Genomic DNA, 13,381 nt, shown 5'->3' with positions numbered 1-13,381 from the left:
GGCCTATCTGCCGGGCGCCGAGTGGGAGGCGCAGATGCCGGCGCAGGAGGCCCGCTACCGCGCCATCTGGGAGAAGACCCCGTGGCAGCAGTGACGCCTATTTGCCGCGACGATCTTGGCTGAGCAGGTCACGACATTCCTTCATTCCGCGTCTGTCAACACACAGCAACTCATTTACCGACCGTCAGCGACGTCTGCTGTCCGACTCCAAAAAACCTCGGAGACATCCTATGAACCGCCGCAATCTACTCATGCTCACCGGCAGCTGCCTGACCCCAGCTCAGCTCCATGCTCAACAGCAGCGTAGTTGGCCCAGTGGTCGGTCCATTGAGATCATCGTTCCGTTCCCTCCCGGCGGTGGCATGGACGTTATGGCTCGCGCATTCCTCCCATTCCTGCAGGCTCATTTGTCCGGCGCTAGCTTTGTGATCATCAATCGTGGTGGCGCAGGAGGGCAAATCGGAATTGAGGCAGTCGCGAACGCGAAGCCTGATGGCTACACTTTGGGCACGGCCGCGTTCCTCAGCCTCGTCAGCATGCCAATCGAACGGCAGGTTCGCTGGCGCGCCGCAGATCTGACCTATCTCGGGAATGTCGTTGACGACCCTTGTGGCCTTTTTGTCGCGACATCCTCGCCGTTCAAGAGCCTCTCAGATGTCGTCGCTGCAGCCAAGGCCCAGCCGGGGCAGCTGAACTTTGGGATTGTCGGCATTGGTGGAGACGATCACATCACGATGCTCCTCCTGGAGGAAGCAGCGGGAGTTCGGCTCTCGAATGTACCTTTCACTGGTACAGCCCAGATGCTGACCCCACTACTGGGCGGTTTGCTCGAACTCGGCGCGTTCAACCTGAGTGAGGGATTGCCGCTGGTGAGGGAGGGCAAGATCCGTGCTCTCGGCTTGGCAGCTCCGGAACGTTCTACCCTTGCTCCACAAGTTCCGACCTACCGGGAGCAGGGCATCGACCTTATCGGCAGTGCAAGTCGTGGCTTCTTTGCTCCCCCTGGTTTGCCCGCGAGTGTTCGCGACCCGCTGCAAGCAGCCTTCGCCGCCGCTCTTGCAGATCCTGCTTGGCTTCAGGCAGCTGAGCGCCTTGCTTTGCCCCAGCGCCCCCTCGTTGGAGAGGCCTACCGAGATGCAGTTCTGGCCAGCTCAGAGACGCTGAACGCGCTCTGGAAGCGCCGTCCTTGGAAGGACTGAGGATAGACACCAGAGGCGATGCTTAACCAACAATGCGCGTGCAGGTGGTTGACCGACAGCTGCACGTCGAACTTCCCTTCCTGAGACCATCGACAAAAATCGCGCTCCCAGCAGTGCATCGGGAGAGATTCCATACTGGAGAGAAGAGTGGCTAGCCAGCAACCGTTGCGCATCGTCGTTTTGGACCGCGACACATTTCCGACCGAGACCGTGCTGCGACCTCTCGACTTCGCGCACGAGTTCCGTGTGTATGAAAGAACCGTACCAGCTCAAGTTGCCGATCGGATTGCCGACGCGGACATTGTTATCACCAATAAAGTTCCGATCTCTGCGCCGTCACTCGCTACTGCGACTAATCTGCGTTTTATCGCTGTCGCCGCGACCGGTTACGACGTGGTTGATATTACTGCCTGCAAACAGCGCGGCATTGATGTCAGCAATATCCGGAACTATGCGGCGAACACTGTTCCGGAGCACACATTCGCGCTGATCTTCGCGCTTCGTCGTAGCATTGTCGCTTATCGTAATTCGGTGGCCGGCGGCGACTGGCAGCGGGCGGGGCAGTTCTGCTATTTCGACTACCCTATACACGATCTTGCCGGCTCTACCATTGGTATCATCGGTGACGGTGTTCTCGGCCAAGCGGTAGCTCGTATGGCCCATGCACTTGGCATGAAGGTGCTCTTCGCCGACCGAAAGGGCGAGACTCATCCAGGCGTTCTTTATACGAACTTCGAAACCGTCCTGGCTACGAGCGACATCATCACTCTCCATTGTCCGTTGCTTCCTGAGACACGCAATTTGATCGCACGGTCAGAGTTTGCCCTGATGAAGAGGCGGCCGTTGCTCATCAACACCGCCCGCGGCGGGCTAGTTGACGAGAATGCACTCTGCGATGCCTTGGAATCCGGGCAGATCGCCGGAGCAGGCTTCGACGTTGTCACCTGCGAGCCTCCGCCGGAGAACCATCCCTTCATGCGCCTGACCGGCCGGCCGGACTTCATCCTCACGCCCCATGTTGCTTGGGCCAGCCGAGAAGCCATCCAGTCCCTAGCGGATCAGCTCATGGAGAATGTGGAGCTCTGGCAGCGGCAAACACCGCGCAACCTTGTCACATGATCTCGTCCGTCTAGGAACTGACGAGCGGCACCTGTCTCCAGCCATCTGGCTCGATCGTGACATCGGGACTGCGCCGGTAAAGGATCCATGAGTGACCAACTGGGACGACACGCGCGCCCGCGCCGCCCTGCAACGGATGTTCGAGGCCGCCGTGCGCAGCGCCGACCCCCACACGATCCTGAAAGACCACCTGCCGGAGGTCCCGACCGGGCGCGTGGTGGTGGTCGGCGCCGGCAAGTCCGCCGCCGTTATGGCCGCCGCGCTCGAGGAAGCTTGGCCGGCGGTCCCGATGCAGGGCCTTGTCGTGACGCGCTACGGCCACGCCGTGCAGACCGCCCGGATCGAGGTGATCGAAGCATCCCACCCCGTACCCGACGCGGCGGGAGAGAGGGCGGCCGCCCGCATTCTCGACTCCGTGCAGGGCCTCACGACCGACGACCTCGTCATCGCCCTCATCTCCGGCGGCGGCTCCGCCTTGATGCCCCTCGCGGCGGAGGGACTGACCCTGGCGGACAAGCAGGCGGTGAACCGCGCCCTTCTGGCCTGCGGGGCCACGATCAACGAGATGAACATAGTGCGCCGGCACCTCTCGGCCATCAAGGGCGGGCGGCTGGCCGCCGCGGCCCATCCGGCCAGAGTGGTCACCCTCGCCATCTCCGACGTGCCTGGCGACGACCCGGCCGCCATCGCCTCCGGCCCCACCGTGCCGGACCCCAGCAGCTTCCACGACGCCCGGGCCATCGTGGCCCGCTACAGCATTGACCTGCCCGCCCCGGTCCGCGCCCATCTGGACGCGGCCGAGGACGAGTCGCCCAAGCCCGGCGACCCGCGTCTCGCGCGCGCCGAGTACCGGATGATCGCCACCCCCCTAATGGCCCTTCAGGCGGCGGCGCGCGAGGCGGAGGCGCTGGGCCTAACCCCCCTGATCCTGGGCGACGCGCTGGAAGGCGAGGCATGCGAGGCTGGCACGCTCCTGGCCGGCATCGCACGCTCCGTCGCCGCGCATGGCCAGCCCCTGCGTGCCCCGGCCGTCCTGCTCTCGGGCGGCGAAACCACCGTGACGCTCGGCGGCGCGCAGGGTGCGGGCGGACGCAACGGAGAGACGCTGCTCGGGCTCGCGGTTTCGCTGGCTGGGCATCCCGGCATCTGGGCGTTGATGGCGGATACGGACGGGATCGACGGCTCGGAGAGCAATGCCGGAGCGGTCGTAGCGCCCAACACCCTGGCCAGCAGCCGCGGCGCCGGCATCGACCCGATCGCCGCTCTCATGGCGCATCGCAGCCACGACGTGTTCCAGGCGGTCGGCGACCTCGTGGTCACCGGCCCCACCCTGACCAACGTGAACGACTTCCGCGCAGTGATTGTCGGAGATCTAGCCGGACCAGCTTGAGCGAAGTCGGAGATTGGATCTTGTGCTTCTGCTAGTTTGCGGACAAATTCGAAACGGCGTTGCGTTTCTCTAGATCTAGCTCAGTGCGGATGCTGAAGCGTGACCAACAAGACGGCGCGGAAGCAGCCAGTTTTGGGGAGGAACAAAAGTGTCTGCGCAGACCGCATCCACCGAAGTGCAAGCCATACAGCTTGCCGAGCATGAAGCCACTGCCGCCGCGAGCACCTCCTCGCGTCGTGCTATCCTGCTCGGAGCTGCTGCGGCAGTACTGGCCACCGGCTCAGTCACGGCACAGCCTGCGTCGGCGCACTGGCCACAACGCAGTGTCCGAGTGATTGTACCTTATCCGGCAGGTGGTACGGCGGATCTTGCTGCCCGACTTCTGTTTGGGTCTGTGGTAACCCGCCTCGGGCAGGCTTTTGTTATCGAGAACCGCTCAGGAGCCACAGGCACAATTGGCGCAGCTGTTGCGGCTCAAGCCCCTCCTGACGGCTACACTGTTCTTTACGATGCAACCGGCCTTTCCGTGACGCCCGCCTTGTTTGCGCGACTGCCTTATGACCCGCTGCGCGATCTTGTGCCTGTCTTCCGCGCTGTGACAGTGCCACAGCTGGTCTTGGTTAATTCCTCTAGTCCGGTCAGGGACATCGCTGGTCTGATTGAACTCGCCCGCCAGGGGAGAAGTGGCCTGGACACGGGCTCAGCGGGCAACGGCTCTCTCCAGCATCTCGTACTGGAGCGTTTCAGCCGCGCTGCTGGGATCAAACTCAACCACGTGCCCTATCGTGGCGGCGCGCCGGCGGTGAACGACCTGATCGCTGGGCAGATCCAGCTCTTTTTCGGTAACGTCAATGTCTCTGCTCCTTTCGTGCGAGACGGTCTCCTGCGAGCGCTAGCGCATACGGGGCGCGGCAGACTGGCCGCACTGCCCGAAGTGCTGCCTCTTTCGGACACGCTGCCTGGCTTCGAAACCTACGAGTGGAACGGCGTTTTCCTACCCAAAGGCACCCCGCAGGCAATCGTAGAGGGATTGAACGCGGCGCTGAACGCGGCTTTGGGCGAGCCGGAACTCGCGGAAAAGCTGCGCGCTGCCGACCTGCAAGCGGCCCCGAATACCCCGGCGGAGTTCGCTGCGTTTTTTCGTGACCAGTGCACGACTTGGCAGGGTTTCGTCCGCGAAGTCGGAATCCGGCTGGAGTAGCGGGGGTGACTACACCAGGGCACGCATCGCCTCATTTTCCTGTGCGCGAGGATTGGCTCGCTTTGCGAGAGGAGGAAATCCTCGACCCGGCCCTGCCGATCGTGGACGCGCACCACCACCTCTGGGACCGTCCGGGCGCCCGCTACCTGCTGGACGACCTGCTGCGGGATACGGGCAGCGGGCACGACCTGCGCGCGACGGTTTATGTCCAGGCGCGGTCCATGCTCCGCGCCGAGGGGCCGGAGGAGCATCGCAGCCTGGGCGAAACCGAGTTCGCCAACGGCATCGCCGCGGCCAGTGCCAGCGGACTCTACGGCCCGGTCCGGGCCTGCGCGGCGATTGTCGGCATGGTGGACCTCATGCTGGGGGACGGCGTGGTCCCGGTGCTGGAGCGGCATCTCCGCGCCGCCGGCGCCCGCTTCCGCGGCGTGCGGAACCAGACGGCCTGGCACGCCTCGCCGGAGATCAGTTCGAACCCCGTTCCGCCCCGGCCCGGCCTGCTGTCCGAGCCGGCCTTCCGCGGCGGCGCCGCGCGGCTGGCGGAGCACGGGCTGTCCCTGGACGTCTGGGCCTATCACACGCAGCTCGGCGAGGTGCTGGACCTCGCGCGCGCCCTGCCCGGGCTGACCCTGGTACTGGACCATTGCGGCGGCCCGCTCGGCGCCGGCCTCTATGCAGGGCAGCGGGCGGAGGTGCTGGCGGACTGGGGCGGGCGCATGCGCCTGCTCGCCGGCTGTCCGAACGTCGTGGTGAAACTCGGCGGCCTCGGCATGGCCGTGGGCGGCTTCGGCTTCGAGAAAGGCGCGCTCCCGCCCTCGTCGGAGGAACTCGCCGCCGCCTGGCACCCCTATCTCGATACCTGCGTGGACGCTTTCGGGGCCGCACGCTGCATGTTCGAGAGTAACTTCCCCGTGGACAAGGGCAGCACCGGCTATGCCGTGCTCTGGAACGCCTTCAAGCGCTTCGCTGCCCCGGCCTCCCCCGGGGAAAGGACCCACCTCTTCGCCGGTACGGCGATCCGCACCTACCGCCTGCCGCCGCTTACGGCGGGCTGAACAAGCAACCGAGGAAGCATCCAGTCGTGATCAACCGCCGCGCCCTCATCTCGGCCTCCGCCCTGCTCGCGATGCCCTCGCACGGTCGCGCGCAATCCTGGCCTACCCGGCCGCTCCGGCTCGTCGTGGCCTATCCGCCCGGGGGAGCGGTTGACCTCGCCGGCCGACTGATCGCCGAAGCGCTGGCTACGCGCTTGGGACAACCGGTGATCGTTGAGAACCGTACCGGTGGGGGCGGTACGATCGGCACGGCCGCTGTCACCCAGGCCGCGCCGGACGGCTACACGCTTGGGGCCACCGCCGTGAACAGCCTGGCGATCAACCAATTCCTCTACAGGAGCCTGCCTTACAACCCCGAGAAGGACCTCATCCCGGTTTCACTCGGGTGGGAGGCTCCTCTCGTCGTCGTCGTTCCCGCCGACCACGTCACGGCCCGCACCCTCCCGGAGTTCATCGCCTGGGCAAAAGGCCGGCGTGACGGCGTCGCCTTCGGCAGTTCCGGGGTGGGCACCACGGTGCATCTGTCGGGTGAGATGCTCTGCCGCCGCACCGGCATCCAGGGCACGCATGTTCCCTTCCGCGGCGGGGCCGATGCTCTGACGGCCCTGCTGCGGGGCGATATCCAGTTGGTGGTGGACAACCTGCCGACGGCACTCTCCAACCTGCGCGGCGGCAAGCTGCGCGCCCTGGCCGTCACCTCGGCTGAGCGCTCCCCGGATCTGCCGGAGGTGCCGACGATGGCCGAGGCGGGTATCCCGGACTTCATCGTGACCTCCTGGGGAGCCGTCACCGTGCCTGCCGGTACCCCTGCAGCCGTCGTGCAGCGCCTGTCCGACGCCATGCGCGACGCCGCAGCGGATCCGGCCGTGCAGGAACGCTTCCGGCCGACGGGCAACCGCTTCCTTGGGACGACCTCACGGGAAGCTATGGCGCGGGCCGCGAAGGAGCGACCCATGTGGGAGCAACTCGTTCGCCAGTCCGGGGCCACGCTCGACTGATGCCCGCACCCGCGAGTGTCACCGCGCCGTGGTCGTCGGGGAACGAACCGCCTCGGACGTCGCTGCCACTTGGTGCCACAGACTGCCACTTCCATATTTATGACGGCCGCGTCCCGTCCCGTCCCGGAACGCCGCACCACCCCGATGCGCTGGAAGAGGACTACCGTGCGCTGCAACGGCGCCTGGGCCTGTCGCGCGGTGTGCTGGTGCAACCCTCGGCCTATGGAACTGACAACACAAGGCACCTTCAAGCCCTCGACATCCTGGGACGGGACAGCTTTCGCATGGTGGCGGTGGTGGAGCCGAGCATCTCGGACACCACCCTTCGCAGCCTTGATGAGGCAGGCGTACGTGGCATCCGCTTCAACCTGACCATGCCCGGGGTGCTCACCGCTCTCGACTTGGAGGGTTTCGGAGCGCGCCTAGCCGATCTTGGCTGGCACGTGCAGCTGAACGCCTCCGGGCCTCAGATCGTCGACATGGAACCCGTTTTAGCAGGGCTGCCCTGTCGATTGGTGCTGGATCACCTGGCCCAGGTTCCGCAGCCCGAGGGCCTGGACAGCGCTGCCTTTCCGGTTGTCCGTAGGTTGCTCGACGGTGGGCGAACATGGGTCAAGATCTCCGGCGCCTACATCCGCAGCCGCGTCGGACCGCCGAGCTATGCTGATGCGGGGCGGGTGGCGTCTGCCCTCGCGCGGGCCGCACCGGAGCGCCTGCTCTGGGGCAGTGACTGGCCACACCCGACTCAGCCGACCAGCAGCAAGCCTGACGACGCCAGCCTGTTGGATCTGAGCGAGGCCTGGGTAGCATCCCCGTCTGCTTGGCATCGCGCGCTCGTCGACAATCCGGCCGAGCTCTATGGATTTTTCAGTGCGCCCATTCGCGAGGAGCCCGGCGCGTAGGACACAGCTGCCGATGGCGCACCACAACGCCGGGGCATGGGCGGAACATCGGAGGAGAACGCGTGATGGCCAAGGCTTCGGACCTGCTGGTGGCGGCGCTCGAGAACGAGGGGGTGGACCGCATCTTCGGGGTGCCCGGGGAGGAGAACCTCGACGTCCTTGAGTCCCTCCGGACGTCCAGCATCGAGTTGGTACTGACCCGCCACGAGCAACCCGCTGCGTTCATGGCCGCGACTCATGGGCGCTTAACTGGAAGGCCAGGGGTCTGCCTCACCACCCTCGGCCCGGGGGCGCTCAACCTCGTCACCGGCGCAGCCTATGCCCAGCTCGGCGCCATGCCGATGGTCATGATCACCGGCCAGAAGGGGATCATGAGCAGCCGTCAGGCCGGCTTCCAGATCGTGGACACGGTGGCGGCTATGCGCCCCCTCACGAAGCTCACCCGCCAGATCGTCTCCCCTGCAACCATCCCGACCCTGGTGCGCGACGCCTTCCGCGTGGCGCAGGAGGAGCGGCCTGGGCCGGTACACCTGGAACTGCCCGAGGACGTGGCGGGCGAGGACGTCGAGCCTCCGCCGGCGCTGATCCCGCCGCACCCGATCGAGATCCCCGTGGCCCATCCCACAGCCCTCGACCGCGCGGCCGAGATGATCCTGGCCGCCGAGCGGCCATTGGTGATGCTCGGCGCCGCGACCAGCCGGCCGCGGGCGACGCAAGGGCTGGCGGGCTTCGTCCACCGCACCGGGATCCCCTTCTTCACCACGCAGATGGGCAAGGGCACTGTACCGGGAGGTTCCAACCTCTACATGGGTACCGCCGCGCTGTCTGAGCGCGACTACGTCCACGAGGCGATCGAGCGCGCCGACCTCATCATCGCCATCGGCCATGACACGGTGGAAAAGCCGCCCTTCCTCATGGGCCCGGGCGGGCCGAAGGTCATCCACATCTCCTACACCCCCGCCCATGTTGAGCAGGTTTACTTCCCGCACGCCGAGGTGGTCGGCGATGTCGGTCCGAGCTTAGAACGGCTAGCCGATCGCCTCGAGCGGCGCCTGCCGCGAGCTGGGGCGCTGATGCCGCTGCGCGAGGGCATCCTTGCCTGCATCGCCGACCGTGCCGGGGAGGACCGCTTTCCGCCCACGCCGCAGCGCTTGGTGCGCGACATCCGCCATGTGATGCCCGAGGACGGGATCGTTGCGCTCGACAACGGCATGTACAAGATCTGGTTCGCCCGCAACTACCGCACGACGATGGCCAACACGCTGCTGTTGGACAACGCGCTGGCCACCATGGGCGCGGGCCTGCCCTCGGCGATGATGGCGGCGATGCTCAATCCAGGGCGGCGGGTGCTCGCGATCTGCGGCGACGGCGGCTTCCTGATGAACAGCCAGGAGATGGAGACGGCCGTCCGGCTCGGTCTTAATTTGGTGGTGCTGGTGCTGGACGATGGTGCCTACGGCATGATCCGCTGGAAGCAATCGGTGGATGCCTTCCCGGACTTTGGAATGACCTTCGGCAACCCGGACTTTGTCCGCTACGCAGAGGCCTATGGTGCCAGAGGACATCGCATCAAAGGGACCGAGGAACTGGTTCCGACGCTCGAAACGGCGTTCCATGCTGGCGGTGTGCACCTCGTGGCCGTTCCAATCGACTACTCTGAGAACAAACGCGTCCTAGTGGACGAGTTGAAGGCTCGGCTGCCCGTCCTGGCGTTGCCTGGGCCAGAGCTGGCCTGATCTGGGGGCAAAGGCAAGAGACAGTTCTTGTCCACCTCAGCGTCCAGCAGCAGCGTCCTGTACACCTACGAGGTCCGCGAGGGCAGCACCGCCGTGGGCCGCCTCGCCGTCGTCCACTACGGACCCAACCTCACCGCAGAAGACTACCTGTTCTGAGGAGCGCTACCGTTGTGACAGGACAGCCCGCGCCGGACCCGGCGTAGGTTGCAACGAGGGAGGGAGCAAGGGCCAGCGACCGCGCAAGCAGCCGCAGGAACTCAGCGCCTCACCCGTATGACCGGCCCTCCTGAGGGCCGGTTCACCCCGTGGGAGTTAAGCGGGTCGGCACCGAACCTGTTCCGCCCGACACAGACGCGATCTGCATAGCGGGAAGAAGCCTTAAATTTCAGCGTGGAGCTATCAATCCAGGGCGCATCCATCTCTCCGGCCAGCCACCCAGGCACGATAACCATCTATTATCGTGCCCATGGTGGAGAGAGGGGCGGATTGCCATCGGAGGGTTCCCACTGGCACCATGAAAGAGGCGGTTGAGGCGGGCGCGGGGGCGTCCGTCCGGCTGGCCAGAGAGGGCAGGGGGCTCTGAGGAGTTGGGCGCGACAGCGACACGAGACCGGGCGTTTGCTGGGGTTTTCAGCGGCCAGACGGCGAGGGCTGGCCGGTGACGCCGCCCGACGGGGCAGGGGGCCGGGCGCTCCCGCCCGCCGTGCGGCGCCTAGTGCAGGAGACACTGCCGCCGGAGGCGCTGGCCGTGCTCGCCGGCCCGGTGGGCGAGGCCGTGGCCCAGGCCGCCGGCTATGCCGGGAAGGCGCTGTCCGACAACACGCGCCGCGCCTATGAGGGCGACTGGCGCGCCTTTTTTCAGTGGTGCGAGGCGGGTGGCATCTCTCCCCTGCCGGTCTCACCGGTCGTGGTGGCCGGCCACCTCGCCAGCCTGGCCAAGTCCCTCGGCCGCAGCGGGCTGCGCCGGCGCCTCGCCGCCATCGCCCACCAGCACCGGCAGGCCGGCCACCCCTGGGAGACACGGCACCCGGCGATCGCGGCCACCATGCGCGGCATCCTCGCGACTCACGGCAGGACCTCGCGTCCCGCCGCCGCCCTCACCTCGGCCGAGGTCAAGCGCCTGCTGGCCGCCTGCGGATCCGACACGGCCGGCGCGCGCGACCGGGCTCTCCTCCTTCTGGGCTTTGCCGGGGCGCTGCGGCGCTCGGAGTTGGTCGGCATCGACCGCGAGCACCTGCGCTTCACGGGCGAGGGCATGACGGTGCTGATCCCGCGCTCCAAGCGCGACCAGGAAGGGGAGGGGGCCACCATCGGCATCCCGCGCGGGCTGAACCCGCTCTCCTGCCCGGTGCGGGCCGTGGAGGAGTGGCTCCGGCGCACCCGCATCGAGTGGGGCCCGGTGTTCCGCCGGCTCAGCCCCGGAGGGGCGCTGGAGGAGAGGCTGAGCCCGCAGGGGGTGTGGCGGATCCTGCGGCGGCGGGCGGAGATGGCCCGGCTCACCGTCGACGAGGCCGAGCGGTTGTCCCCGCACGGGCTCCGGGCGGGGTTCATCACCGAGGCCTACCTCAAGGGCGCGCTCGACGAGCAGGTGATGCACCACGCCCGGCAGAAAAGCATCGCCACCACCCAGGGCTACCGCCGCCGGGCCAGGATCACCAGGGACAGCCCCGCCCGGCTGCTCGACCTGTGAGGCGTGATGAGGGGCAGGGGGCGACCTGCGGTCGGGCGCGCGGTGCCGCGCGTCAGCGGTTCAGGACGCGGCGGCCGTCCTCATACGCGGCCTCGGCACCCGAAAAGCCCTGGGCGGCGCGGGAGACGAGGGTCGTGCCGCGCCAGATGGACCAGCGCCAGCTGTTCCGGCCAGAGCCCTCCTTGCTGACCCGGATCTCGACGGGTTCGGGGAGGTCCTGCATGGGGCGGAGCTGTTTCGCGAGCATGGCGGCCCTCTAAGGACGCCGGCGAGACATGCCAAGTCAGAGAGGCGAGACCCGCGCTGCCGCGGTGGCCGGGGAGGGGAGGGTGTCCGACTCACCGGAGCATCCCTGGCAGCCCAGGCCGGTGCCGGTGGACTGGCTGTGGAACACCCTGGAGGTGGGCGGGCCCGCCGAGCGGGTCGAGGCGTTCCGAGAGGCTGCGGCCGGCTCGGGGGTGGTGCCCTGGGTGCTGGATCTGGTCGCGCTGGAGGAGGAGTTCCTCCTGCCCATGGCGGGCCCGCAGGACGGGGTGCGGGCGATCAGCCTCTCGGGTGCCAAGGTCCTGGCCCGGCGCCTGCGCGACGCGGCGACGGCCAACCATCAGGCGGCCCTCGCCCGGATGGGCACGGACCGGAGCTGTCCCTTTGACCTGCACCGGCTCCTGCCCGTGCCGCCCGGCATCCTGGCACTCGGGCCGGAGGAGGGGGAGAGCAAGAGGTGGCTCCGGACCCACTGGGGCGTGACCCGGCCATTGCGCCACGTCGAGCTGCTGCCCTCCACCCTGGACGGGCGCAAGCGGAAGATGGGCCAGCTGCGGATCGGCTTCTGGTCGGCGGACTGGTCGCCCTGGGCCGCCATCGCCCGCCTGCGCCGCGCCTGGCCAGAGCTCTCCTTGGAGCTGCGGCCGCACTACCCGGGCTCACGGCCGGAGACGGACGGCGAGGAAAGGCCCACGCCCACTTCACAGCCCGCTCCGGAACGGAAGGGTCGCAAGCGCCAGGCAGGGACTGGGGCGCGCCGGGGTGCCTGAAGCGCTTGTCTCCGCCGCTGCCTATGCCACGCCCCGGCTCAGCGTGGAGGGCTTTGAGGGCCCGCTCGACTTCCTGATCGAGATGGTCCGGCGCCAGCGGGTCGACCTCGGCCGGCTCTCGATCCTGACCCTGACGGACCAGCTGGTGGCCGCCATCGAGAGCGGGCAGGGGCGCATCCCGCTCGAGCGCCGGGCGGACTGGCTGGTCATGGCCAGCGGGCTCCTGCTGCTCAAGGCGCAGCTCCTGGCCCCGAGCAGCCCGGAGGAGGCCGAGGACGCCAGGGCGACCGCGGCCCGGCGGCTGGAGCTGCTCGACGAGCTCGCCCGCATGCGGGCCGGGGCGGACTGGCTCGCGGCGCGGCCGCAGCTCGGGCACGCGCTATTCGGCCGAGGGCAGGGCACCCCACCCCAGGCCCGGCCACAGGCGGAGCTGTACGTCGCCTTCCTGGAGGCAACCCTCGCCATGCTGGAGGGCAGAGAGGGACAAACCACCGAGCCCACGCCCACATACCGGCCCAGCCCACTCGACCTCTGGCGTATCCCGGACGCCCTCCGGCGCATCGCCGAACTGCTCGGACAGCACCCGGCCAGCCTCACCCTGGAGGGCTGCCTGCCGCCCATCCCAGTCCACACCCCTGACCGGCCGATCCGGATGCGGGCAGCGCTGGCCAGCACCTTCGTCGCGGGGCTGGAGATGGCGAGGAACGGAGGCATCGGGCTTGAGCAGCAGGACGCCTTTGGGCCGATCGCTCTACGGGCCGTCAGAGCGGAAGCGGTTGCGGATGCCTCATCGCCACTTTCGGCTGAGCGCCAGCACGCCTGACCTAAACCGTGTAGAAAAGGACCGCCCCACAATGCTCCCCAAAACTGTTCTGGCCGGAGCGGAGAAGAGGGCGCCCGTGGTGCTCAGCCACGTTCCGCTCGCCTCGCTACGGTCTACCGGCAGCAGGTTTAGAACAGCGAATCCGACCTCGTCGCCGAAGCGCTCAGCAGTTGCTGGCTTGCTTTTTACTCAATTTTTTCCATCGATTCCGATCAGACAGGGAACTCATCTGCC

Annotated in this window: 13 protein-coding genes; 12 read left to right on the top strand and 1 reads right to left on the bottom strand. The window is 67.4% G+C overall.

What is annotated here, in order from left to right; translation table 11 throughout:
- The first annotated feature begins 230 nt into the window (after positions 1-230).
- The 10 genes from FHS87_RS20910 to FHS87_RS24545 all read left to right on the top strand — a co-directional run bounded on the left by FHS87_RS20910 (position 231) and on the right by FHS87_RS24545 (position 11,290).
- Positions 231-1,199: a Bug family tripartite tricarboxylate transporter substrate binding protein gene (locus FHS87_RS20910; protein ID WP_184521260.1), complete on the top strand. Its 969-nt coding sequence runs from the start codon at positions 231-233 to the stop codon at positions 1,197-1,199.
- A gap of 147 nt (positions 1,200-1,346) precedes the next feature.
- Positions 1,347-2,318, top strand: coding sequence for a D-2-hydroxyacid dehydrogenase (locus FHS87_RS20905; RefSeq protein ID WP_312862064.1), 972 nt, complete (start codon positions 1,347-1,349; stop codon positions 2,316-2,318).
- A gap of 136 nt (positions 2,319-2,454) precedes the next feature.
- Complete coding sequence (locus FHS87_RS20900) at positions 2,455-3,708, top strand: glycerate kinase type-2 family protein (protein WP_221300218.1); 1,254 nt, start codon at positions 2,455-2,457, stop codon at positions 3,706-3,708.
- Between the two features lie 148 nt (positions 3,709-3,856).
- Entirely contained in the window at positions 3,857-4,909 is a 1,053-nt protein-coding gene (locus FHS87_RS20895) for a tripartite tricarboxylate transporter substrate-binding protein (protein WP_184521258.1), read from the top strand.
- Between the two features lie 62 nt (positions 4,910-4,971).
- Positions 4,972-5,964: an amidohydrolase family protein gene (locus FHS87_RS20890; protein WP_221300216.1), complete on the top strand. Its 993-nt coding sequence runs from the start codon at positions 4,972-4,974 to the stop codon at positions 5,962-5,964.
- A gap of 26 nt (positions 5,965-5,990) precedes the next feature.
- The gene (locus tag FHS87_RS20885) at positions 5,991-6,962 is read left to right on the top strand and encodes a Bug family tripartite tricarboxylate transporter substrate binding protein (RefSeq protein ID WP_312862063.1); all 972 of its coding nucleotides are present in this window, start codon (positions 5,991-5,993) and stop codon (positions 6,960-6,962) included.
- Complete coding sequence (locus tag FHS87_RS20880; protein ID WP_184521256.1) at positions 6,962-7,864, top strand: amidohydrolase family protein; 903 nt, start codon at positions 6,962-6,964, stop codon at positions 7,862-7,864. The genes FHS87_RS20885 and FHS87_RS20880 overlap by 1 nt, the downstream gene beginning before the upstream one ends.
- A 65-nt stretch (positions 7,865-7,929) precedes the next feature.
- Positions 7,930-9,600 (top strand): acetolactate synthase large subunit, encoded by a 1,671-nt coding sequence (locus FHS87_RS20875; protein ID WP_184521255.1) that lies wholly within the window; start codon positions 7,930-7,932, stop codon positions 9,598-9,600.
- Between the two features lie 27 nt (positions 9,601-9,627).
- Positions 9,628-9,756 carry a hypothetical protein gene (locus FHS87_RS24350; RefSeq protein ID WP_281394555.1) on the top strand — a complete coding sequence of 43 codons (129 nt, stop codon included), beginning with the start codon at positions 9,628-9,630 and terminating at the stop codon, positions 9,754-9,756.
- Between the two features lie 502 nt (positions 9,757-10,258).
- On the top strand, positions 10,259-11,290 hold the full coding sequence (locus tag FHS87_RS24545; protein ID WP_184521254.1) for a tyrosine-type recombinase/integrase: 1,032 nt from the start codon (positions 10,259-10,261) through the stop codon (positions 11,288-11,290).
- A 52-nt stretch (positions 11,291-11,342) separates the two neighbouring features.
- Here the strand turns inward: FHS87_RS24545 and FHS87_RS20865 are convergent, their stop codons facing one another.
- On the bottom strand, positions 11,343-11,537 hold the full coding sequence (locus tag FHS87_RS20865) for a hypothetical protein (protein ID WP_184520967.1): 195 nt from the start codon (positions 11,535-11,537) through the stop codon (positions 11,343-11,345).
- Between the two features lie 82 nt (positions 11,538-11,619).
- On the opposite strand from FHS87_RS20865, the gene FHS87_RS20860 reads away from it, so the two are divergent.
- Together FHS87_RS20860 and FHS87_RS20855 are read left to right on the top strand one after the other, a co-directional pair.
- Positions 11,620-12,324 carry a hypothetical protein gene (locus FHS87_RS20860; protein WP_184521253.1) on the top strand — a complete coding sequence of 235 codons (705 nt, stop codon included), beginning with the start codon at positions 11,620-11,622 and terminating at the stop codon, positions 12,322-12,324.
- Entirely contained in the window at positions 12,317-13,147 is an 831-nt protein-coding gene (locus FHS87_RS20855; RefSeq protein ID WP_184521252.1) for a segregation and condensation protein A, read from the top strand. The genes FHS87_RS20860 and FHS87_RS20855 overlap by 8 nt, the downstream gene beginning before the upstream one ends.
- The last annotated feature ends 234 nt before the right edge of the window (positions 13,148-13,381 follow it).

This window comes from Muricoccus pecuniae, from assembly GCF_014199205.1.
Lineage (GTDB): Bacteria > Pseudomonadota > Alphaproteobacteria > Acetobacterales > Acetobacteraceae > Roseomonas > Roseomonas pecuniae.
The sequence above is the reverse complement of the archived record's forward strand: the minus strand, read 5'-3'. Positions and strand labels throughout refer to the sequence as shown.